The organism is Brachyspira hampsonii (assembly GCF_002214805.1).
In the GTDB taxonomy this organism is placed as follows: Bacteria; Spirochaetota; Brachyspiria; order Brachyspirales; family Brachyspiraceae; genus Brachyspira; species Brachyspira hampsonii.
Genome location: NZ_CP019914.1, coordinates 1,416,122 through 1,439,392 on the forward strand (window position 1 = coordinate 1,416,122; position 23,271 = coordinate 1,439,392).

Annotated in this window: 17 protein-coding genes and 1 pseudogene; 12 read left to right on the plus strand and 6 right to left on the minus strand. The window is 27.8% G+C overall.

The window, feature by feature from the left end:
• Positions 1-3 precede the first annotated feature (3 nt).
• From BHAMNSH16_RS06070 to BHAMNSH16_RS06095, 7 genes are all read left to right on the plus strand, one after another.
• Positions 4-339: a HepT-like ribonuclease domain-containing protein gene (locus tag BHAMNSH16_RS06070; RefSeq protein WP_008731434.1), complete on the plus strand. Its 336-nt coding sequence runs from the start codon at positions 4-6 to the stop codon at positions 337-339.
• Positions 340-350: 11 nt separating this feature from the next.
• The gene (locus BHAMNSH16_RS06075) at positions 351-1,499 is read left to right on the plus strand and encodes a restriction endonuclease subunit S (RefSeq protein WP_008731433.1); all 1,149 of its coding nucleotides are present in this window, start codon (positions 351-353) and stop codon (positions 1,497-1,499) included.
• Between the two features lie 113 nt (positions 1,500-1,612).
• A complete protein-coding gene (locus BHAMNSH16_RS14510; RefSeq protein ID WP_241033662.1) occupies positions 1,613-2,368 on the plus strand; it encodes a type I restriction endonuclease in 756 nt (251 codons plus the stop codon).
• Positions 2,368-4,752, plus strand: coding sequence for a type I restriction endonuclease subunit R (locus tag BHAMNSH16_RS06080; protein WP_241033663.1), 2,385 nt, complete (start codon positions 2,368-2,370; stop codon positions 4,750-4,752). The genes BHAMNSH16_RS14510 and BHAMNSH16_RS06080 overlap by 1 nt, the downstream gene beginning before the upstream one ends.
• The gene (locus BHAMNSH16_RS06085) at positions 4,736-5,443 is read left to right on the plus strand and encodes a M48 family metallopeptidase (protein WP_069731919.1); all 708 of its coding nucleotides are present in this window, start codon (positions 4,736-4,738) and stop codon (positions 5,441-5,443) included. The genes BHAMNSH16_RS06080 and BHAMNSH16_RS06085 overlap by 17 nt, the downstream gene beginning before the upstream one ends.
• An 89-nt stretch (positions 5,444-5,532) precedes the next feature.
• Complete coding sequence (locus BHAMNSH16_RS06090) at positions 5,533-7,065, plus strand: DUF4026 domain-containing protein (RefSeq protein WP_008731431.1); 1,533 nt, start codon at positions 5,533-5,535, stop codon at positions 7,063-7,065.
• 334 nt (positions 7,066-7,399) lie between these two features.
• Positions 7,400-8,368 carry a beta-ketoacyl-ACP synthase III gene (locus tag BHAMNSH16_RS06095; RefSeq protein WP_008731430.1) on the plus strand — a complete coding sequence of 323 codons (969 nt, stop codon included), beginning with the start codon at positions 7,400-7,402 and terminating at the stop codon, positions 8,366-8,368.
• Positions 8,369-8,523: 155 nt separating this feature from the next.
• Here BHAMNSH16_RS06095 and BHAMNSH16_RS06100 read toward each other — a convergent pair whose 3' ends face one another.
• Entirely contained in the window at positions 8,524-9,762 is a 1,239-nt protein-coding gene (locus BHAMNSH16_RS06100; RefSeq protein ID WP_039954920.1) for a M14 family metallopeptidase, read from the minus strand.
• 113 nt (positions 9,763-9,875) lie between these two features.
• Positions 9,876-10,730, minus strand: a complete 855-nt coding sequence (locus tag BHAMNSH16_RS06105) for a hypothetical protein (RefSeq protein WP_008731427.1) — start codon at positions 10,728-10,730, stop codon at positions 9,876-9,878.
• A gap of 362 nt (positions 10,731-11,092) precedes the next feature.
• On the opposite strand from BHAMNSH16_RS06105, the gene BHAMNSH16_RS14515 reads away from it, so the two are divergent.
• Genes BHAMNSH16_RS14515 through BHAMNSH16_RS06115 form a run of 3 tightly spaced genes read left to right on the plus strand, consistent with a single transcriptional unit; the run spans position 11,093 to position 13,700 of the window.
• Positions 11,093-11,743, plus strand: coding sequence for an MATE family efflux transporter (locus BHAMNSH16_RS14515; RefSeq protein ID WP_241033664.1), 651 nt, complete (start codon positions 11,093-11,095; stop codon positions 11,741-11,743).
• Between the two features lie 29 nt (positions 11,744-11,772).
• Positions 11,773-12,363 (plus strand): MATE family efflux transporter, encoded by a 591-nt coding sequence (locus BHAMNSH16_RS14520; RefSeq protein ID WP_241033665.1) that lies wholly within the window; start codon positions 11,773-11,775, stop codon positions 12,361-12,363.
• A gap of 53 nt (positions 12,364-12,416) precedes the next feature.
• Entirely contained in the window at positions 12,417-13,700 is a 1,284-nt protein-coding gene (locus BHAMNSH16_RS06115; protein ID WP_008728980.1) for a dicarboxylate/amino acid:cation symporter, read from the plus strand.
• A 432-nt stretch (positions 13,701-14,132) separates the two neighbouring features.
• On the opposite strand, the gene BHAMNSH16_RS06120 is transcribed toward BHAMNSH16_RS06115, so the two are convergent.
• Positions 14,133-14,783 carry a cell division protein FtsQ/DivIB gene (locus tag BHAMNSH16_RS06120; RefSeq protein WP_241033666.1) on the minus strand — a complete coding sequence of 217 codons (651 nt, stop codon included), beginning with the start codon at positions 14,781-14,783 and terminating at the stop codon, positions 14,133-14,135.
• Positions 14,784-14,931: 148 nt separating this feature from the next.
• On the minus strand, positions 14,932-16,887 hold the full coding sequence (gene metG / locus BHAMNSH16_RS06125; RefSeq protein WP_008728978.1) for a methionine--tRNA ligase: 1,956 nt from the start codon (positions 16,885-16,887) through the stop codon (positions 14,932-14,934).
• A gap of 525 nt (positions 16,888-17,412) precedes the next feature.
• Here metG and BHAMNSH16_RS06130 point away from each other — a divergent pair.
• Positions 17,413-19,257 (plus strand): annotated as a pseudogene (locus tag BHAMNSH16_RS06130) (methyl-accepting chemotaxis protein).
• Between the two features lie 153 nt (positions 19,258-19,410).
• Here the strand turns inward: BHAMNSH16_RS06130 and BHAMNSH16_RS06135 are convergent.
• Both BHAMNSH16_RS06135 and BHAMNSH16_RS06140 read right to left on the minus strand, forming a co-directional pair.
• Positions 19,411-19,941, minus strand: coding sequence for a Fe-S-containing hydro-lyase (locus tag BHAMNSH16_RS06135; protein ID WP_008728977.1), 531 nt, complete (start codon positions 19,939-19,941; stop codon positions 19,411-19,413).
• Between the two features lie 18 nt (positions 19,942-19,959).
• Positions 19,960-20,802, minus strand: a complete 843-nt coding sequence (locus BHAMNSH16_RS06140; protein WP_008728975.1) for a fumarate hydratase — start codon at positions 20,800-20,802, stop codon at positions 19,960-19,962.
• Between the two features lie 406 nt (positions 20,803-21,208).
• On the opposite strand from BHAMNSH16_RS06140, the gene BHAMNSH16_RS06145 reads away from it, so the two are divergent.
• On the plus strand, positions 21,209-23,050 hold the full coding sequence (locus tag BHAMNSH16_RS06145) for a methyl-accepting chemotaxis protein (protein ID WP_008728974.1): 1,842 nt from the start codon (positions 21,209-21,211) through the stop codon (positions 23,048-23,050).
• The last annotated feature ends 221 nt before the right edge of the window (positions 23,051-23,271 follow it).

Genomic DNA, 23,271 nt, shown 5'->3' on the forward strand with positions numbered 1-23,271 from the left:
TAAATGAAAAGAAGTGATGTATATTATATTAATGATATAAAGAAATGCATAAATTCGATAGAAAATTACCTTATTGAAATAAAAGATAAAGATGATTTTCTTAGTAATGAAAGAATGCAAAAGTTAATGATCTATGAAATAATGATTATAGGAGAAGCATCTTCTAAAATATCAATAGAGACTAAAAACAATAATCCTCAAATAGAATGGCGTTTGCTTTCAGACATGCGTAATTTTTTAATACATCAATATCATGATATTTGCAATGATATAGTATGGGCAACAGTAAATAAAGATATTCCAAAACTAAAAGAAGATATCTATAGTATAAAATTATAGGAGGCCCAACAATGACCCACCCACTCCCCGCAGGCTGGCAAGAATTAAAATTGCAGGAATGCCTATTAGAACAACCAAAATATGGAATGAATGCCCCTGCTGTAAAATATGATAATTCATTACCGACATATATAAGGATAACTGATATAGATGAGTATGGAAATTTTATAAATGATAATAAAGTATCTGTTAATAATGCGAATTATGAAGAGTATATTTTACATGATAATGACTTTTTGTTTGCAAGAACGGGAGCTTCAGTAGGAAAAACATATTTATATAATAGAAAAGACGGCATTTTAGTTTTTGCAGGTTATTTAATAAAAGTAAAACCGAATCAAAATATATTAAATAGCCTATTTTTAAAATATTATACTCAGAGTAAAAGATATTGGGATTTTGTGAAAATTACATCTACGAGAACAGGACAGCCGGGAATAAATGGAAAAGAATATGCTAATATGAATATAATACTCCCACCGCTAGACGAACAAAAGCGTATAGCAGAAGTGTTGTCATTATGCGATGATGTTATAGAGAATCTTATGCAATTAATAGAGAAGAAAGAGCTTTATAAGAAAGGCGTAATGCAAAGAGTGTTAAGCGGTGAAGTTCGTTTCAATGGTTTTAAAGATGAGTGGAAAATAAAAAAATTATCCGAAATTAGCAGAAGTATAAAAACAGGAAAATTAGATGCTAATGCTATGGAAGAAAACGGACAATATAGGTTTTATACTTGTGCTAGAGAATATTATAGAATAAATGAATATGCCTTTTATGGGGAGGCTTTATTAATATCCGGCAATGGTGCTTATGTTGGATATGTTCATTATTATAAAGGTAAGTTTAATGCTTATCAAAGAACTTATGTTTTAATGGATTTTGAAGAAGATATAAAATATATAAAATATTATCTTGACATATATTTAAAAGATAGAATAAGAAAAGAGAAAAATGAGGGAAATACACCATATATAGTTTTAAGTACATTAACAGAGATGGAAATAAAAGTACCAAGCCTAGAGGAGCAGAAAAAAATTGCGGGGCTTATTTCGGTTATAGACGAAGAGATTGACAATCTTAAAAAGCAGTTGGAGCTTCGTAAACAGCAGAAGAAAGGACTTATGCAGAGGCTTTTAAGCGGAGAGGTGAGGATTTAAAGTTTTTAGTATAATTGTATAATGAGAAGTAATCAGCCGCACCTACTGTTGACTATCTGTAATATTAAGAAATACGGTGCGGGTTGGTGGTACAGCTCGTACAGGAGTTTTTTATGAATGAACAATACAGCGAAAGAATATTACAAAATAAAGTTATAGAACTTTTTAAAAATATGGGATATCAATATTTAAGCCCAGAGGAAGCTCTTAAAGAAAGAGATAATGATACTAATAATGTGCTATTTAAAAATATTCTCGAAGAACAGCTTAAAAAAATTAATTACTTTATGTATGATGATAAGAAAAACAGATTTTCAATAGATAATATCAAAAAGGCTATAAGCGACTTGGATATGCCGCTTATAAAAGGATATTTAATCACAAATGAAGAGATTACAGAAAGAATTTTAAAAGGCGAATCATACAAAGAAAAAATCGGAAATAAATATGAAAGTTTTAATATCAAATATATAGATTTTGACAATATAGAAAATAATACATTTCATATCACTGAAGAGTTTACAGTAACTAGAAACAGCACAGAAGAAAAAGAAAAAACAAGAAGACCGGATTTAGTAATATTCATAAACGGCATACCTATAGCAGTAATAGAATTAAAAAAAGGAAGCGTAAACTCAAAAAATGCTATAGAGCAGATGGTGAGAAATCAGGAAGAAAATGAAATAAGACAGTTATTTAAATTCAGCCAATTACTAATATGTGCTAATGATGATATGGTTAAATACGGCACAGCAGGAACTCCGGTAAAATTGTATAATGTTTGGAAAGATAAAGAAAATAATGATAATAAAAAAGATAAAACAGGCAGAAAAGAAGAAAGCAAAGTAATGAAAGCATTAAAAAAATAGTGAAAGACAGAGTAATAAATGAAATAGACATAACATTATATTCATTATTTGAAAAAGAAAGATTATTCGATATATTAGAATATTTTATCATATTTGACGGCACGGTAAAAAAAGTTACAAGATACAATCAATACTTCGCTATAAAAAAAACTATAGATAAAATACAAAATATAAGTCAAGGAAAAAGACAAGGCGGAGTAATATGGCATACTCAGGGAAGCGGCAAAAGCCTTACAATGTCTATGCTTACAAAAATAATATCAAGAAAAATAAAAAACTCTAAAATAGTAGTAGTAACCGACAGAGTAGATTTAGACGAGCAAATTCATGGCACTTTCAAAAATACAGATATAGAGGTTGAAAGAGCAACAACAGGTGCCAACTTAATCAAATTAATAGAAAGCGGTAAAAGCGTCATAACAACAGTAATCAATAAATTTGAAAAAGTATTTGATAAAAAAGTGGTAATGGATTCTGAAGATATTTTTATACTAGTAGATGAAAGCCATAGAACGCAGTATGGGGATTTTGCTATGAAGATGAGAAAAGTTTTTCCTAATGCCTGTTATTTAGGCTTTACAGGAACCCCTTTATACAAATCCGAAAAAAGTACAGCAGAAAAATTCGGAGGCTTTATAGATTCATACACTATAAGGGATGCATTAGAAGACAAAGTAATAGTACCTCTATACTATGAAAGCAGATTGATAAATCAGAAAATATACGATAAAAAAGGATTAGATTACAGATTTGATTTAATTACTAGAGATTTAACAGATAAAGAAAAAGAAGATTTACAAAAGAAAAATCTAAGCGAAAATGTGATACTTGAAAGCGAGCAGCGATTAATAGTATTAGCTGATGATATAGCAAAACATTATAAAACTAATTTAGCAAATACAGAGTTTAATGCTATGCTTGCAGTAGAAAGCAAATATGAGGCAATTAAGATGAAGGAAATATTCGATACTTATCATAGCCTTGAAACAGCAGTGGTTATATCTTCGCAAAATGATGAAGGGGCAGACAGTGATGAATACAAAAAAAATAATGGCTCAGAAAAAAAACAGTATGTAGCAGAAAAATGGAAAGCTCTATACAGCAAATACTCAAATGATGAAAATAAATACACAGAAGAAATAATAAAAAGTTTTAAAAAAGGCACTATAGATATAATAATAGTAGTAGATAAACTTCTTACAGGTTTCGATGCCCCAAAGGCTCAGGTTTTATATATAGATAAAAAATTAAAAGATCATGGACTTCTTCAGGCTATAGCAAGAGTAAACAGAACATATTCAGGAAAAGATAATGGAATATTAATAGACTATAGAGGACTTCTTGCCAACTTGGATAATGCTTTAAATGCTTATGATAAATTAGCCAATTATGATCCTAAAGATATTGAAGATGTTGTATTCGACATAAAGGAAAAAATCGAAGAGTTTAAAAATGCTTATGAAGATTTAGTACAGTTCTTGCCTGAGCTTACATTAGAAAAAGCTTATGAGATATGCCCTCCCCTTTTAAGCGATGAAGATAAAAGAAAAAAATTCTATGGATTATTTTTAAACTATTCAAAACTTTTAAATATATGTCAGTTCAGCGATCATTTTATAGAGAGTTTTAAATATGAAGAAATTGAAAAATATAAAAAATTATTTAAAACTTGTATTGAGATTAGAAATCGTTTGAGAATTACACATCATGAAGCGGTAGATTTTAAAGAATATGAATCTAAAATGCAGAAGTTATATGATGAGTTTGTAGGTACTGATAATAATGTAAAAGTATTAAATGAAATACCTAGCATATTCGATGCCGACTTTGAAAAAGAAATAGATTATTTAAATGAATCAAAAGCAGATGCCGTAATAAATGCAGCAAACAGTGTTATAAAAGAAAAAATGGATGAAAACCCTGAAATGTACAGAAAACTTTCAGAGAAAATATTTGATATAATAGAAAAATACAAGAATAACAGAATAAATGAGCAGGAAAAACTTTTAGAGGCAATGGAAGTAGCATCGACAATAAGAGGCGAAAATGAAAAAGAAAATCTTAAATATGATGAGCGTATAAGAGATAATAAATGTGCAAGATCCATATACGATAACTCTAAAAAATATATAGATAATGATAATACATTAATAGACTTTTCTTTATTTGTTGATAAATTATTTAAAGCAAACAGCGGTATGCCTAATTGGCAGAATATACAATCTATAAGAAATAATATAGAAGGAGATATAGATATAAAATTATATGAACTTGGTAATGAAAGCGAGGATAAAAAAATATTAAGTATAAGCAATGAAGAGATGAAAGAATTTTTAAAAATGCTGGTGAAGATAGGTTTAAATATATATGCAAACTACAAGTGAAATAATAATAGAATATAAAAAAATAAAAAATATTTATATAAGAGTAAAGCCCGATTTAAATATATATGTTACAGCCCCAAAAAGAGCTGCTAAAAAGTACATATACGAACTTATAGAAAAAAGAAGAGAATGGATAGAAGAGAGAAAGGAAGCTATAAAAAAGAAAAACAGTTTTGATATAAGCAAAAAGGAACTTGCAAGCGGCAATGAAGTATATTATCTTGGCAAAAGCTATATGCTTAAAGTATTAAAATGCAAGAAAGAAAATATAATTCTTGCCGGCAGAATGATGTATATGTATGTGAATATAAAAGATAAAGAGGAATATAAAAATAGTGATATCAGAAAAAAACATATTCTTCTTGATACATGGTACAAAAAAGAAGCATTAAAGCTATTTGATTCACTTATAAAAAAATATTCTGCTATGATGAACTTAGAAATTAATACATTCACAGTAAAAAAATTAAAAAGCAAATGGGGTTCATGCGATATAAATAAAAAACATCTTACATTTAATTTGGAACTTATGAAATATCCGATTTCTGCTGTAGAATATATTGTTCTTCATGAATTAGCACATCTTCTGCAGGCTAATCATAGTAAAAAATTTTATAATATAGTAAGTTTGTATATGCCGGAATGGAAAAAGGAAAAGAAGATTTTGGATACATTTTTTACTAATTTATAATTTAAAGAAGTTGAAAAAAATATAAATTACTCTATACTAAAAAAGCTTTTTAATTTCATAATACAAAATTAATAATAGAGGTAAAAATAATGGATTATAATGAAAAGTTATATAATGTATTTTCCAGTGGAGAGCAGAGATTAGAATCATGGATGGCGGCTGTATTTACTAAAGAATATGATCATAATATGACAGTTGAAGAGTTAAGAGATATATTATCAGAATCTGATGAATATATGGTATTAGAGTTCAATGAAATAGAAAAATCCAATTTTATAAGAGATAAATCTAAATGGGAAGTATCGGTTAAGCTGCAGTATTTGCCTATGGTTATAGATGAAATAGAAGAAATGGACGAAGATGGATGCGGCGATGGTTCCTGCGGATGCGGGCATAATCATGATGATGAAGGACACTCCTGCGGATGCGGACATAATCATGACGATGAAGGACACTCCTGCGGATGCGGACATAATCATAACGATGAAGAACACTCCTGCGGGTGCGGACATAATTATGACGATGAAGAAGAAAATAATGATGAGCTTAGTTTTTATGTGGCATTAGTCGATGCTTCAAGCGTTACTGAAAATGTACCTGAAATATTTTCTGTAAATACAGTAAGAGAAAATGATTATAATGAGGCATGTCAATGTAAATATGCAGTACATGTGTCAACAACATTTGATAATCATCCTCTTACCGACTATCAAAGACAATTAAAATTATTAGACAGTTTAGTTCCGGAATGTTCTATATTTTTAGATATGTCATGCTACACAGCACATTCAGGAGATTGGCTTTCTTATACATCAACTTTTGCATTACCTCCTTCTTTAGATTATCTATATACCATACATGCAGTTTATGATGATGATAAAGACCCTAACAAAGTAGAATATTGGTTTCATACGCATGGACTTTACAGAGTAGGTTCTATAGAATTAGAAATAGTAGGAGTTGAAGATTCAAATGCCTCTTATGGTGCATTGCTTAATACTTGTGCAAAAATGTTTATAGAAAGAGGAGTTCCTGAAGCGGGATTTAAATTTAATCCTGCATATAACACTTATGTATGCTGGTTTCCTTGGCAGGAGGCTTTGAAGAAATTAAATATTGCTGATGATATTACAGGAAGTGCTAAAGACAGAAATGACGGAGTGCATAATACGCCTTCAGGTATTTTGCTTGCTGTAGATGCTGAAGGCAATTATCATTCTCTTGATTATTATAAAAATGAGCTTACAGATAATCCTATGTTTATGATGAGTTATTTTGAAACTTCGCTAATGAGAGAGGCTGCTTTTGAAAAATTAGAGTATTTCTTAGAATTATTGAATAAAAGTAAAGGTGATGATAAGATTTCTTTCTTAGTGAAATTAGGATACGGAGAAACAGAAGAAAACCCTAATGACTTAGAGCATTTATGGTTTGATGTGCATGACTTCACCAATGAAGGATATTTCGATGCTACTTTAATAAATGAACCTTATAAAGATTTGGGTATGCATGAAGGCGATAGAGGAATGCATAGTATAGAAAGACTCACCGATTGGGAAATATATACAGAAGAAAATAACTATAATTCAAGAAATATATATCTATTATTTCAAGAAGAATAATATTATTAAAAATTGCAGGCATATAATAAATTTAGTATTTGTTATATATAATCAGCCTGCAATTTTTGTTAATAAATAAATTAAAATAATGTATATTTATAAAACCTATATTAATAAATCTAATTATAAAACAATTTTTATATATTCTTTATTTATTCCGCACTATGATAACTTATACAGTATAATTTAATATAAAAATATCATAAATTATATTAATACTATAGTTAAACTTACAAAAATAGTTATTATTAGCTATAGATTTTTTTATATTTTTAATTAAACTTTTATAATAAGAATTCTATCTTAAGTACATTACATTAAAACGGAGAAAAGTATGGAAAGAGCATATATAAAAAACATAGCCTACTATGTACCTGAAAGAATATTAGATAATAAATATTTTGAAAGTATATTAGACACTAACAATGAATGGATAATAACTCGTACAGGAATAGAAACAAGACATATGGCAAGAGCAGATGAAACTATTTTTGAAATGGGGTTGAATGCTGTTAGAAACTTAGAAAAAAAAGGGATTGATTTGCAGGAAGTTGATGCTATATTAGTACCTACTGTAACAAAAGATTATATATTCCCTTCTATGGCAGGACAATTGCAAAAAACATTGGGATTAAAACACTGCTTTGCTTTAGATATATCTGCTGCCTGCTCTGGATATATATATGCATTGAACACAGCTACTGCATTAATAGAAAGCGGACAATGTAAAAATGTACTTATAGTTTCAAGCGAAAAACTTACTAAAGATATTAATTGGAAAGACAGAGGAACTGCTATTTTATTCGGAGATGCTGCTACTGCTTCATTAATAACAGCAAGAAATGACGGTAAAGGCATAATAGGAATGCATATGCAAAGCGAGCCGGATATGAGTATTGTACTTAATGGCGGAAGTGTTTGTCCTATAAGAGCCGATGATATAGAGGCACCTGAATTCAAGATATATATGGAAGGATCTGAAACTTTTAAAAGAGCTGTTACTGAGTTTTCTAATAGCATAGATAAAGTTTTGGCAGATTCCGGAAAACAATTAAGCGATGTTAAATATTTTGTACCTCATCAGGCTAATTTGAGAATTATGCAGGCTGTTGCTAAAAGAATAGGGCTTCCTATGGAAAAAGTAAGTGTTGTATTAAACAAGTTCGGAAACTGCTCTTCTGCAAGTATAGGCTTGGCTCTAACTGATGCTTTAGATAATAATAAAATTAATGACGGAGATTTAGTTCTTCTTACAGGATTCGGAGGCGGATTTACTTGGGGTTCTACTTTAATGGTTTGGTAATAAATATTTTTGAAAGCAAATAATTTTAACAATATTCATTTTTCATTACTGCTAAATTTTTTATATACTAATTATAAAACTTGTAAAAACAGCTAATGATTGATTGATTTCATCATTAGCTGTTTAATTTTTATTTTGATAATAAATTATATTTTCTATTCAAGTCCGTATATTTTCAAAAATTCGCTTAATATGGTATGCATAATTATTCTTTTTTTATCATAATCCAAATTTCTTGTAAGCTCTATTCCGAAAGATTCTATATTCTTTTTAGCTGCATAATAAGTAATAGTTGTAGGCATAGGATAATACATTTGTTTAAATTTAAACTTCATAGGTTCTATTCTTGAGTTTATATTATCAAGTACTTTTATAACTTTATTATCTAATTTTCTGCTGTCATATATTATAGAATCACCAAAAAATTCTTTGAATCCGTTTCCCTCATGAAGTGTAAGTACAACATCTATATCATATTCATCAAGCATATTCATATACTCTTTGGCTAATTTATCAGTATCAGTTCTGCTTATACTTTTATCAAAGAATCTATTATTAATATCCTGTCCTTCTATAGCTCTGGTATTTTTTCTATATGCTTCAGGTACAGCAATAGGTACTATAGTAAGACTTCCTTTTTTTATAGGCATATTGATTCTTTCCATAGCAACATCTGTACCGACTCTTTCGCTTCCATGAGGCACTATTAAAAATATATTAGGTCCTTTTTCCGGGTGAACCACTCTGTATATAGTATTTTCGTTCTTAGTACCTTCCATTATCTTAAAATTGTATCTGTCTATATCTTCATTTAAATGGCTTGCTACTTCGCTTTCTAATTGTCTTGATACATTTTCAATTAGGGCTTTTTCATTTTCTGTAGTTCTGTAAGGTCCGTTAAGCATTGGTATTATAGATGTTTTATGATTAGGCTCTAAAAAATAGCTTACTCCTAAAGATGCCTCAGGAGTAATTTTTAAAGCATTATTATATGTTATAACCGATACTTCATCATCATAAGATACTACAGCAAAAGATTTTCCTTTGAAATTATATCCTTTGCCTTCTTTTGTTAAAGTCATTTGAATATCATCATTATGTTTGCTTTTTACATAAATATATCCTGAATCCAAAATGAATTTATTATCCTCATAAGTAAGTTTTGAACTAGGCATAAGTATGATTGATTTCTCTCCATTATCTATTACTAAATAAGATTCTTCTTTTGTAGATATGGAAAAATAATCAGTGGGAAAACTTTTTTTTATATCCATATCAGCATGCTCTTCATTAACTATTACAGATGCCTCGCCTTGTCTGGATATAATTTTAAAATTATTAGCCGATAATACAGAACTAAGTATTATTGTTAATATTATTATATATTTGCTCATCATTAAAACCATTAAATAAAAATATCGCTTTAATTGTCGCAAAAAAATAAAAATGCTTTAAATAAAATTTTATTTAAAGCATCTTATATAAATTTATGGCAACGAAAATAGGATTAATCCGCTTTTGAATATTGAATATTTTCCGGTGAGATTACTGTTACTATTTTATTATATTTCGCTGAAATAGGAACGCCGTCATCTCTTAATGTTATATCAAGCTTATAATTATAATCTATAAATATAAAATTTAATTTATCTACATTGGCTTTAATATTAGAATTTTGACTATTAATCCAAACACCGCTATACAAAAGCCCTGAGAATACAGTATATCCTAATTTATTATTTTCATCTTTTGAAAGCTCAAGAAAAGAATAAGGTATCTTGAGTTTAACAGTATTATTTTCAGAATATGTAACAAAATTATCTGATATATTTAATGATCTTTTATTATCATCAGCTGTATAATTACCTTGAAATACTTTTTCTATTTTTTCTTTAACATCTGGAGCCTTATCAATAATTCCTGCTATTATATCTGAATTTCTTTTATTTCTTATATACACATATCCTACAGTTTCATATTCATCTGTAGGAAATTGAATCTCACCAACCCAATTTGGAGAACTTACTATATATCCGAAATATCTGTCATAATATTTATTTTTCTTTTCATCTGCAATGCTGTAAATATCATCTTTGGTAAAATTTACTTCTGTTGTTTTATTCGATACAATTAAACCCTTTATTCCCCCATTATCTATAACAACATCTACTGCATTATTTCCTGTTTTATCATCATTAAAAAATTTCCAAACAGTATTATATTTGGCATCTAAACCTTTAACTGTATACTCACTGCTTTCTTTAGCAATAGGTGATGTTGAATTATTGACATTTTTACCGCAGCTTATAATCGGTAAAAATAATAGAATTGTAAAAATTAAATAGATTGTTTTTTTTATCATAGTATATCCTTTATAAAAAATTTACTATTATGTAATATGCTTTTACATAAGAATAATTACTAAATAGTAATTTAATAATAAATATAATAAAAATTATCAATTTATTTATAACTTTTTTAGAAAATGTATGAAAAATTATATATTATAATGCTGATATAAAAACATATAATGAATACATATAATTGACAATTAATAAAAATAAATATATCATAACAATATGAAACTTGTTATTGAATAAAGCTCCGGCAATATTTTATCATTATTGTTGGGGCATACTAAAAAACAGTATGCTATAGTTCTTTATAGTCATTAAAAATTATAAAATTTTTAATATGTTTTTTGTTTATTCAAAGGAAAGTTTCATGTATTTAATAAAATTTTCATTTATTTTATTCATTTCAAATATATTACAATACTTATACAGCATTACGGATATAATATTTATTTCTCATTTGCTTGGCGACAATGGGGTTATAGCATTAGGAAACTGTGCTTCTATAATGTTTATAATAACTTCAATATCTTTAGGTTTATCAATAGGCGGATCTGTTATAATATCAAAGTATAAAGGTGCTTATGATAATACAAGATATAAGCAGGCAATAGGAAGTTTGTTATTTTTATCTTCAGCAGCAGCTTTAATAATTTCAATAATAGGATTAATATTTTCAAAGAAGATATTATTATTTATGAATATTCCGAAAGAATCATTTAAGTATGCTGATGATTATATAAAAATAATTTTTTTAGGAATATTTTTTATATTTCTATATTCTTCTCTATCATCTGTAATAAAATCAAGCGGAAAAGAAAAAGCATCATTATATTTTATGATAATCGCTGCATTACTAAATTTTATACTAAATTTTTTATTTTGTTATATTTTAAAATTATCTGTAAAAGGTGCAGCATTAGCTACTGTAACATCTCAGGCTGTTTCATTTTTACTATCTTTATATTATACAAGAAAATTATTAACTTTTAATTTCGATATAAAAATAATAAGGAATTAATATTTATTTCTTTACCATGCATATTTCAAATGCTCATAATAAATACATCATATTTTTTTGTTAATATAATGATGAATAAATATGACACTCTTGCAGGATTCACAATAGGATTAAAAATAAATACTTTTATAGGTATGATTTCTTGGTCTATAGGAGAGGCTTTAAGTATAATTGTTTCAAATAGTATAGGAAAAAAAGATTATATCAAAATAAAAAGCTCTGTTAAATTTGCTATATTCTTTAATATATCCGCTACAGCAGCAGCAATAATATTTATACATATATTCCTTAAAAATATAATAGGTATATTCTACAGCGGAGATGAGAAAGTCATTAATGATATTATATTTTATATAAAAATATGTGCTTCATTCAATGGTATTACCTATGCTTTAATGTATGTATTAGATAGTTTTTTAATAGGCATTCAAAAATCATATTTGGCTTTTATTAATTCATTTATAGATTCTATAATATTTAAAGTGATAATATCAAAAATATTAGAAATATACATAGGATATTTAGGTATATATGTTGCTATGTCATTGTCAAGTATAGTTCCTGCTTTTATAGGTATAATTTACTTCTGTATTTTTAAAAAAAAGTATAGAACTTATTGAATTATTTTAATTTTTTTCATATTATTCTTATAAAAATATAATTGGAGTTATATATGTTAAAAGACATAAGAAGCAAGCTGCTTATTATAATATTAATAAGTTTGATTATAGGTGCTATATTAGGTATAATAGTTTCATCTTCAGCATCAGAAGCTACAATAGTAAAATTAATATCAATAGCAGATCCAATTGGTAATTTATTTGTAAGATTATTGAAGATGATAGTTATGCCTGTAATCATTTTTACACTTATAAGCGGAGTTGCAAGCATATCGCCTAAACATTTAGGAGTTGTTGGAATAGCAATATTGGCATTTTATATGATAACTTCTGTATTTGCATCTATATTAGGTTTAGCAGTAGGAAATATATTTAATCCTGGAGTAGGGTTGAAATTAGATGATGCTATGGCTGTTACAAAAGAGTTGGTAAAGCCAAATTTAGTTGATACATTACTTGCTATAGTACCGACAAATCCTTTTGCTTCATTTGCTAAAGGCGACGGAGATGTTCTTCCTACAATATTATTTTCTATTTTCTTCGGTATATCATTAGCATTTTGCAGGGATAATGAAAAAACAAGAGAAAGTGCGGAAATAGTATACAAGTTCTTTGAAGGATGTACACAAATTATTATAAAAATTGTAGGATGGATAATGTTCTATGCTCCTATAGGGGTTTTAGCATTAATATTTTCTGTATTTGTTAAAAACGGATCTCAGGCTTTCGGACAATTATTAAAAGTTACATCTACTGTTTATATAGGACTTATATTACAGCTACTTGTAGTTTATACTGTAATAAATATCATATTCGGATTAAAGCCTATAAAATTCTTGAAATATATTTCAGAAGCCTGCTTTACAGCTTTTGTTACTCGTTCTTCAAACGGAACTCTTCCTATATCTATGAAGATTGCCGATGAAAAAATGGGAATACAAAAAGGGGTTTATAGCTTTACTTTACCTTTAGGTGCTACTATTAATATGGATGGTACAACAATATATTTGGGTATTTGTGCTATATTTATTGCTAATGCTACAGGACACTTTTTAAATTTCTCTTCTGAGCTTACAATAATAGCTGTATCCGTATTAGCTTCTATAGGAACTGCAGGTGTACCGGGAGCAGGTTCTATAATGCTATTAATGGTGCTTAATTCTATAGGGCTTAGTGTTGACAGTAATCCTAATATTGCTGCTGCGTACGGAATGATACTTGGTATAGATGCTTTATTAGATATGGGAAGAACTGCATTAAATATATCCGGTGATTTATGCGGTACAGCTGTTGTAGCGAAAATTACAAAGCAAATGGATATGAGTAAGTGGAACTGATATAAGTTAATTTTTAAATATTAAGTATTTAAAAATAAAATTATTCAGATTAAAACTATATAGGGAGGAAAGTGTAATTAAATTTAAAAAACTAATTACATACCCCGCCCTTTAGATTTTAGAATTCTATTTACAACTAATAAATATATTTAAATTTAAAGTTTAAATTATAAAAGCACACCCACCCTAGCTGTGTTTAAATTTAAATTTTTTTTAACGCACGATAAATGCATTTATATATATTATTAAAATTGTAATTGAAATATTTTTATATTTTAAATTTTATTTACCGTGCGTAAATATAAAAATAATAAAATATATTTTAATTAACTATATACTATTTAAATCTGAAATCTATTTATACTAAAGTATAAATATGCTACGCAATTTTTATAAAGTGCATTAAACATTAAATAAAGAGATAAAAATATATTAATTGACTATAGCTTCTTTAAATCTGAAATCTATTCTGTGAGTTTGATTATCCTGATTCTGCAATGTCTTTAATATAGCAGCCAAATCTACAAATTTATCAGTTTTCACATACTTTTCCAATATCACCTGCACCTGATATCCCCTAGGATAAAGTATCAAATCATCTCCATAGGCATTAATCTCTGATATAAGATTATATATTTCATTATGATTAGTTTTCAAATCATATATAACAGATGAAAGATATTTAGAATAATCATTTTCTACCATTCTGTTTGCAGGATTAATACTTAATCCTGTTATATATGGAACATCATAATTGTGAATAATATTATCTTTGATAATATATCCGTCATCTGTGATTTCATATATTCCGCTGCTGGATTCCAGTAAAAATAATGTTCCTCTTTCTATTACATTTATAATAAGTAAATCAGGAAAAGAAGTTTTTATGCTTTCTACCTGAAGTCTTGGATTATTTTCTATATCAGACTTTATTTCTTTCTTAGGTATATTAAAAATACTTACATTATTGTACTTTGATAATCCGGCTTCTTCCATTATATCTATAGCATTTAAAACTTCTAATCCTCGTATTTCCACTCTTAATATTCTAGCTTTATTTATAATCACAACAAGAGATAACATTATAACAGCCGAAACAAAAAAGATAATTATTTTCTTTAAAATATTTTTCTGCTTATCGCTAAGTTTATTTTTTTAAGCTTTTTTCTAAGTTTATTATCTTTAAAATCTTTCATTATAATATCAGCTTTTAATGTTTAATTATAAATTATTAATTAACAGAACATCCTGCATCGAAACCTTTTTCTGCAGTCATAAGAGAAAGGGTTTCTCCATTATCAGCTAAAAGAAGCATACCATGAGATGTAACGCCTCTGAATTTTTTAGGCTTTAAATTAGCTAAATAAAGTACAGTTTTGCCAACCATTTCCTCAGGCTTGTAATATTCTGCTATAGAAGATACAACCACTCTCTGCTCACCTCCACCAATATCAAGTACAAATTTTAAAAGTTTATCAGCATTTTCTACTTTTTCAGCCACTAGTATTTTAGCAGTTAATAATTCTAATTTTTCAAAATCTTCTTTTTCTATATTAGGTTTATGCTTATCTTCTTTAGGAGGATTAACCTGTTTTTTATTATCCTCAGAAGAAGCACCTATTTCTTTTTCTATATCATATCTATTGAATAAAGGCTCCCCTTTTTCTATTTTTATTCCAGCTTTTAAAGAACCCCATTGCTTAGCACTTTCCAAAGAAACACTGTCTCCAATTCCTAATCTATTAAAAACTTTCTTAGGTGTTTCTATAAAAAATATTTGTAAATATGCAGTTACTATATAATAAACTTGGAAAGAAATATACATTACATTGGCAAGATGCTCTCTTTTACTTTCATCTTTAGCCAAATTCCAAGGTGCACTCTCTTCAACATATTTATTAGTAGTTCTAATCACTTCCCAAATATAAGCCAAAGCCTCATGAAATTTAAAACTATCTAAAGCAGATTCTACATTAGCATCAAGAGTAAGAACCATTTTTTTAAGTTCTTTTTCTCTATCACCATAAACACTCTCTGATTCATTAGGAAGAACACCATCAAAATATTTTCCAAGCATAGTAGTGATTCTATGCCATAAGTTGCCGTAATCATTAGCTAAGTCGCTGTTTATTCTCTTTAAAAAAAGCTCCTGAGAATAATATCCGTCAGAACCGAAATTAATCTCTCTCATAAGGAAATATCTTAAAGCATCAACTCCGTATTTATCTATTAAAGTATTAGGATCAACTACATTTCCCCTGCTTTTACTCATTTTCTTTCCGTCATCAAAAAGCACCCAGCCATGACCGAATACTTTCTTAGGAAGCGGTATATCAAGCATTTTAAGCATTATAGGCCATATAATAGCATGAAAACGGACAATTTCCTTTCCTACAAAATGTACATCTGCAGGCCAATATTTTTTATATAATTCATCTTGTCCCTCTTCAGGATATCCTAAAGCTGTTATATAATTAGCCAAAGCATCAATCCATACATATATACTATGTTCGCTGTCAACAGGACAAGGTATGCCCCATTGCAATCCCTTACGGCTTACTGCTAAATCCTCTAAACCCGGAAGTAAAAAGTTTTTAAGCATTTCATTTTGTCTTTCTTTAGGTTCTAAAAACTCAGGATGCTCTTTATAATAATCTATTAACCATTGTCCATATTCTGAAAGTTTAAGATAATAGCATTCTTCTTCTTTATATTCCAATTCTTTTTCACAGTCCGGACAATAAAACTTTCCGTCATCTTTTTTTACTACCTGACTTTCAGTAAAAAATGCTTCGTCGCTTACGCAATAAAGTCCTTTATAAGCCCCCTTATAAATATATCCTTTATCATAAAGAATTTTAAATATTTTCTGAACTCTTCTCTCATGATAGTCATCAGTAGTTCTTATATAATGACTGTAATCAATATGAAGTCTTTTCCATAACTCTTTAGTGGCATTGACAATATTATCAACATAAGCCTTAGGAGTAGTTCCTGCTGCTTCTGCTTTTCTTGCGATTTTTTCACCATGCTCATCAGTACCTGTTAGAAAATAAACATCATATCCCATTATCTTCTTATATCTAGCCATAGTATCTGTAGCTATAGTACAGTAGCAATGCCCTATGTGAAGATAATCTGAAGGATAATATATCGGAGTTGTAATATAAAACTTTTTATCTGTCATCTGTATGCCTCCATGTCAGGTTATGTATCTTTAATATTTTAAAAACAAATCAATTATACTAAAATTAATGTTTTTTGTAAAGCTAAAAAATTAATATAGTATTTCATTATTATTTATGCTTAAACTTATAATCAAATTATTTTGCTTTGAAGTTTGAATATATATTATAAGACTCTAAACATGTTTTATAAGAATACATAAGTTTGACTTATTTAAAATAAAATAGTATAATTTATTTGAATTTATTAAGGTTTAAGTATTATGTCATCAAGCATCAAGCATCAAGCATCAAGCATCAAGCATCAAGCATCAAGCATCAAGCATCAAGCATCAAGCATCAAGCATCAAGCATCAAGCATCAAGTTTTAAATATTATTATATTCATATCGTTATTGCATAAAATAATATTCATAAAAATCTATTTTTTTAATAATAATTCTAATAAAAAAATATCTGCGTCATTTTTTGACACATAACTAATTTATACTTAAGAAAAAATATATTTATTTTAGGGAGAATAATTTTATGAAAAAAAGATATTCTATAAGATTTAAAATGCCTTTAATTATAAGTATAATAACTACAATATTTCTAATTATTACAATAACTATATTATCTTACAGGTCATTTTTAGGCGTTAGTAAAACTACTTTTTCCGGATTTTCAAGCACAATAGAAGGTTATAAATCTATGATGGATTCATGGCTTTCTGATAATAAAACTCTTATAAAAACTTATTCTATAACTCCAGCAGTAATTAATTATCTATTAAACAGCTACAGTACGAATGCAAATATGCAATTAAATGAAACATTACAGAAATTTGAATCTATAAATAAATTTTCTTTAGATATAGGTGTAACAGATATAAACGGTATTGTACTCGATAATGCCAAACATAATGAAATAGGTCAGAATATACAGGATTTAAGACCGGGTATATGGGATAATTTTAAACAAAACAATTATGATACTGTTTATGGAAGCAAAATATTAAAATACGGCGATGATGATAAATGGTCTCTTACATTAATATCCGGAGTGCGAGATGCTAATAATAACTTAATAGGCTCTATATATATTACAATGAATTGGCAGGAACTTATAAATAAATTAAAAAAATTAAAATTAGATGAAACAGGAAGACTATTTGCATTAGATAATGACGGAATTATAGTTGCAGACACATATGATTATATAAATGAAAATGGTGGAGCTTATTTTAATCTAATAAAAAAAGATAATAAGCAAAGCGGAATAATTAAATATAAAAATACCAGCAGCACTTCAAGAACAGCAGTATACACAAAATTGGAAGAAATGCCTTGGACATTGACTATGTCTATGAATGATAATATCATATATAAAGAAAATATAACCATGATTAAAATAGCTATAATAGTATGTATATTATCCGTTTTATTTATTAATACCTTTACTTTATCGTATATTAAAAAAACAATGTCCCCATTAGAAAGTTTAATGAAACAGGCATAAAATATATCAGAAGGACATATTGAAGTAAAAGAAATAAAAAAAGAAAGAAAAGATGAGTTTGGAATATTAGAAAAAACATTTAATATAATGAGCGAAAAATTAGCAGAAGTTATTAATGAAGTAAATGAAACATCTAAAGAAATATTAGAATCATCTAAGAATATGATGGAAAGCAGCAGCGAATTATCATCAAGAACTGAATCGCAAGCCTCTAGTTTGGAAGAAACAGCAGCAAGTGTAGAAGAGATAGTTTCTACAATACAGTCATCAACTGAAAATGCGGCAAATGGTAAAGATATGATGAATGAATCTATTAATCATATAGGAGAGGCAGCAGCAATTATCGCAGAAACTTCTTCAAATATAGAGGAAGTTTATAAATCTAGTGAAAAAATAAAAGACATAACAAAAATAATAGAAGATATAGCTTTTCAAACCAATATATTAGCTTTAAATGCTTCTGTAGAGGCGGCAAGAGCAGGAGATCAGGGTAAAGGTTTTGCGGTAGTGGCAAGCGAAGTAAGAAATCTGGCACAAACTACTCAGGCTTCGGTAAAAGATATTACTCATTTAGTAGATAATACGGCAGAGCAAATTAATAATGCCACACAAACTGCTAGGAAATCTCAGGAATTATTTGAAGAACTTCAAAATAAAGTTAAAGAGACTTCCAATTTAATGGAAAGTATATCAAATACTGCATTAGAACAGCAGTCTGGTGTTAATCAAATAAGCACAGCAATAAATAATATGGAAAGTGCAACAACTCAAAATGCCTCTTTAGCTATTGATTCTAATAATTTGTCTAAAAATCTTTTAAGCAGAGCAGAAAAACTTCAGCAAAGCATTTCATTTTTCAAATTATATAAATAATAATAGTAGAAAAAAGCATAATACCTTTATGTATTAATTATATTTTTATGTTTTAAAATAAATAAAAATATAATTGTTTATTAATATAAAAAGAGAAGCTGTAAATTCAGCCTCTCTTTTTATTAAATATTAAAAAATAAAATACTTTATATATCAAACAGTCAAAGCATTATTGCCATGTGAGTCTATTGTAACTATTAACGGCATATCCTCAACAAACATTTCTCTAATTGCCTCTGTACCTAAATCTTCAAAAGCTATAATTTTTGCTTCTTTAACGCAATTAGACATATATGCAGCAGCACCTCCTATAGCTGTAAAATAGCATCCTCCATATTTTACTATAGCATCTATAACTTCTTTACCCCTTTTTCCCTTACCTATCATAGATAAAAGTCCTAGTTCTATAAGTTTAGGAGAATAAGCATCCATTCTATAACTAGTAGTAGGTCCTACGCTTCCTATAACTTCATTAGGTTTATTAGGAGAAGGTCCTGCATAAAATACTGTCTGATTTTCTAAATCAAAAGGCAGTTTTTCATTTTTATCTATCATTTCTATCAATCTCTTATGAGCTGCATCTCTGGCTGTATATATAGTTCCTGTTAAACTTACCATATCTCCGGCTTTTAATACTGATAAAACTTCTTTAGTTAAAGGGCCTGTAAGTTTTTTTACTTCCATAAAATCATTACTCCTTTATTATAATACCGCTTCAGAATGTCTGGTAACATGACATCCGGTACAAACACAAACAGGAAGTGCAGCTATATGAGTGGCATACATATTAATATGAACGCATAAAGCTGTTGTTTTGCCGCCAAATCCGGAAGGACCAATATTCATTTTATTTATATTTTCAAGCAACTCTTTTTCAAGTTTATCCAAACGAGGATCTTGATTGCTGGATCCTATCTCTCTAAGTAAAGCCCTTTTAGCTATATCCGCACATTTTTCCATAGTGCCTCCAAGTCCTATGCCTATAATCATTGGAGGACAGGCATTGGCACCTGCCATTTCTACTGTCTCATATACAAATTCTTTTACACCTTCTATACCAGCTGACGGAGGAAACATTTTTAATCTGCTCATATTTTCGCTTCCAAATCCCTTTGGAGCTACTACTATTTTTACTTTATCCCCTTCAACTATATTATAATGAATTATAGCAGGCGTATTGTCATTAGTATTTTTTCTTTCAATAGGATCATTGACTACAGATTTTCTTAAATATCCGCTAGTATATCCCAATGCCACACCTTTATTTATAGCATCCGTAAGATTCCCGCCTATAAAATGAACATCTGTTCCGATATCCATATAAACTATTGCCATGCCTGTATCCTGGCATATTGGCTTGGCATTTTTTAAAGCTATTTCTGAATTTTCTATCAAAATATTTAAAATATTCTTAGCAAGAAGATTTTCCTCTTTTTTCTCATTTTCAATAAAAGCATTCTTAATATCTTTATTTAAATTAATATTCGCTTCTATACATAATTTTGATATAATATCCGTTATAGCATCAACATGTAAATCACGCATAAAACATATCCCGCCTATTTTATTTCAATACCATATTAATATTTTTTATACAATTCAAATGAAGTATAATATATAGTATATTAATAAATTAGATATTTTCAATTGTAATAAAACATTAATAATATTATTATAGGATTATATATTTTTTATTAAAAGTTTATATTATTTACCCTTTATGTTATAAAATATAAAAAATATATTTTACAGTATATTTTTATAATAGTTTTATATAAAATAAAAATATTGCAGGTTTATAAAAAATTATTATGTATTAATTTCTAGTATAAAAATACTTTATATTGCTAAATATAAAAATTGTAAACATTCATCAATTTTACTTTACAGCCACTTTTGACTTACAATTTTTATCAGAAAATAAATAATAATTTACGGAGAGAATACTAATATGAAAAAAAGACATTCAATAAGATTTAAAATGCCTTTAACTATCAGTATAATAACCACAATATTTCTAATCATTACTATCATTCTTTTATCATACAGATCATTTGTCGGAGTAAGCAATACAACATTTTCAGGATTTGCAAGCACAATAGAAGGATATAAATCTATGATGGATTCATGGATTTTTGACAATAAAACCCTTATAAAAACTTATTCTATAACTCCAGCAGTAATTAATTATCTATTAAACAGCTACAGTACAAATGCAAATATACAATTAAATGAAACATTACAGAAATTTGAATCTATAAATAAATTTTCTTTAGATATAGGTGTAACGGATACAAATGGTTATATATTGGATAATGCTAAACATGTAGAAATAGGTAAAAATATACAGGATTTAAGACCGGGTATATGGGATAATTTTAAACAAAACAATTATGATACCGCTTACGGAACTAAAATATTAAAATCAAGTGCTGATAATAAATGGTCATTGGCAATAATATCCGGAGTAAGAGATGCCAATAATAATTTAATAGGCTCTATATATATGATAATAAATTGGGAAGAACTTATAAATAAATTAAAAAAATTAAAACTTGATGAAACAGGAAGATTATTTGCATTAGATAATGACGGAATTATAGTTGCAGACACCTATGATTATATAAATGAAAATGGTGGAGCTTATTTTAATCTAATAAAAAAAGATAATAAGCAAAGCGGAATAATTAAGTATAAAAATACCAGCAGCACTTCAAGAACAGCAGTATACACAAAATTGGAAGAAATGCCTTGGACATTAACTATGGCTATGGATAATAAAATCATATATAAAGAAAATATAAGAATGATAAGAATAGCTGTTATAGTATGTATATTATCTATAATTTGTATAAACACATTCCTTATTTCATATATAAAGAAAACTATGTCTCCTTTAGACAGTATAATGAAACAGGCACAAAATATATCAGAAGGACATATAGGAATAAAAGAAATAAAAAAAGAAAGAAAAGATGAGTTTGGAAAATTAGAAAAAACATTTAATATAATGAGTGAAAAATTAGTCGAAGTTATTAATGAAGTAAATGAAACATCTAAAGAAATATTAGAATCATCTCAGAATATGATGGAAAGCAGCAGCGAATTATCATCAAGAACTGAATCGCAAGCCTCTAGTTTGGAAGAAACAGCAGCAAGTGTAGAAGAGATAGTTTCTACAATACAGTCATCAACTGAAAATGCGGTAAATGGTAAAGATATGATGAATGAATCTATTAATCATATAGGAGAAGCTGCTGAAATAATAACTGAAACATCTGCAAATATAGAAGAAGTTTATAAATCTAGTGAAAAAATAAAAGACATAACAAAAATAATAGAAGATATAGCTTTTCAAACCAATATATTAGCTTTAAATGCTTCTGTAGAGGCGGCAAGAGCAGGAGATCAGGGTAAAGGTTTTGCGGTGGTGGCAAGCGAAGTAAGAAATCTGGCACAAACTACTCAGGCTTCGGTAAAAGATATTACTCATTTAGTAGATAATACGGCAGAGCAAATTAATAATGCCACACAAACTGCTAGGAAATCTCAGGAATTATTTGAAGAACTTCAAAATAAAGTTAAAGAGACTTCCAATTTAATGGAAAGTATATCAAATACTGCATTAGAACAGCAGTCTGGTGTTAATCAAATAAGTACTGCAATAAACAGTATGGAAAGTGCAACAACTCAAAATGCCTCTTTAGCTGTTGATTCTAATAATTTGTCTAAAAATCTTTTAAGCAGAGCAGAAAAACTTCAGCAAAGTATTTCATTCTTCAAATTATCTTAAATTAAAAATATAAATTAAAAGCAATAGGCATTAAATGTCTGTTGCTTTTTTTAATTATAAAATCTTTATTTTTATTATTATATATAAAAACTTTTGATAATTATAGTTTTGAATATGATATTATAATTTTTTCTTTTAAATAAAATTTAATTGCAATTATATGCCAAATGATTTATATATTTAAATAGTATATAATTATTAAAAAACATTATTATAATAAA

What these genes read in the sequence shown, in the direction of transcription:
- BHAMNSH16_RS06070 (WP_008731434.1), top strand. Translation starts at nt 4, where the DNA reads ATGAAAAGAAGTGATGTATATTATATTAATGATATAAAGAAATGCATA.
- BHAMNSH16_RS06075 (WP_008731433.1), top strand. Translation starts at nt 351, where the DNA reads ATGACCCACCCACTCCCCGCAGGCTGGCAAGAATTAAAATTGCAGGAA.
- BHAMNSH16_RS14510 (WP_241033662.1), top strand. Translation starts at nt 1,613, where the DNA reads ATGAATGAACAATACAGCGAAAGAATATTACAAAATAAAGTTATAGAA.
- BHAMNSH16_RS06085 (WP_069731919.1), top strand. Translation starts at nt 4,736, where the DNA reads ATGCAAACTACAAGTGAAATAATAATAGAATATAAAAAAATAAAAAAT.
- BHAMNSH16_RS06090 (WP_008731431.1), top strand. Translation starts at nt 5,533, where the DNA reads ATGGATTATAATGAAAAGTTATATAATGTATTTTCCAGTGGAGAGCAG.
- BHAMNSH16_RS06095 (WP_008731430.1), top strand. Translation starts at nt 7,400, where the DNA reads ATGGAAAGAGCATATATAAAAAACATAGCCTACTATGTACCTGAAAGA.
- BHAMNSH16_RS06100 (WP_039954920.1), bottom strand. Translation starts at nt 9,762, where the DNA reads ATGAGCAAATATATAATAATATTAACAATAATACTTAGTTCTGTATTA.
- BHAMNSH16_RS06105 (WP_008731427.1), bottom strand. Translation starts at nt 10,730, where the DNA reads ATGATAAAAAAAACAATCTATTTAATTTTTACAATTCTATTATTTTTA.
- BHAMNSH16_RS14515 (WP_241033664.1), top strand. Translation starts at nt 11,093, where the DNA reads ATGTATTTAATAAAATTTTCATTTATTTTATTCATTTCAAATATATTA.
- BHAMNSH16_RS14520 (WP_241033665.1), top strand. Translation starts at nt 11,773, where the DNA reads ATGCTCATAATAAATACATCATATTTTTTTGTTAATATAATGATGAAT.
- BHAMNSH16_RS06115 (WP_008728980.1), top strand. Translation starts at nt 12,417, where the DNA reads ATGTTAAAAGACATAAGAAGCAAGCTGCTTATTATAATATTAATAAGT.
- BHAMNSH16_RS06120 (WP_241033666.1), bottom strand. Translation starts at nt 14,783, where the DNA reads ATGTTATCTCTTGTTGTGATTATAAATAAAGCTAGAATATTAAGAGTG.
- metG (WP_008728978.1), bottom strand. Translation starts at nt 16,887, where the DNA reads ATGACAGATAAAAAGTTTTATATTACAACTCCGATATATTATCCTTCA.
- BHAMNSH16_RS06135 (WP_008728977.1), bottom strand. Translation starts at nt 19,941, where the DNA reads ATGGAAGTAAAAAAACTTACAGGCCCTTTAACTAAAGAAGTTTTATCA.
- BHAMNSH16_RS06140 (WP_008728975.1), bottom strand. Translation starts at nt 20,802, where the DNA reads ATGCGTGATTTACATGTTGATGCTATAACGGATATTATATCAAAATTA.
- BHAMNSH16_RS06145 (WP_008728974.1), top strand. Translation starts at nt 21,209, where the DNA reads ATGAAAAAAAGACATTCAATAAGATTTAAAATGCCTTTAACTATCAGT.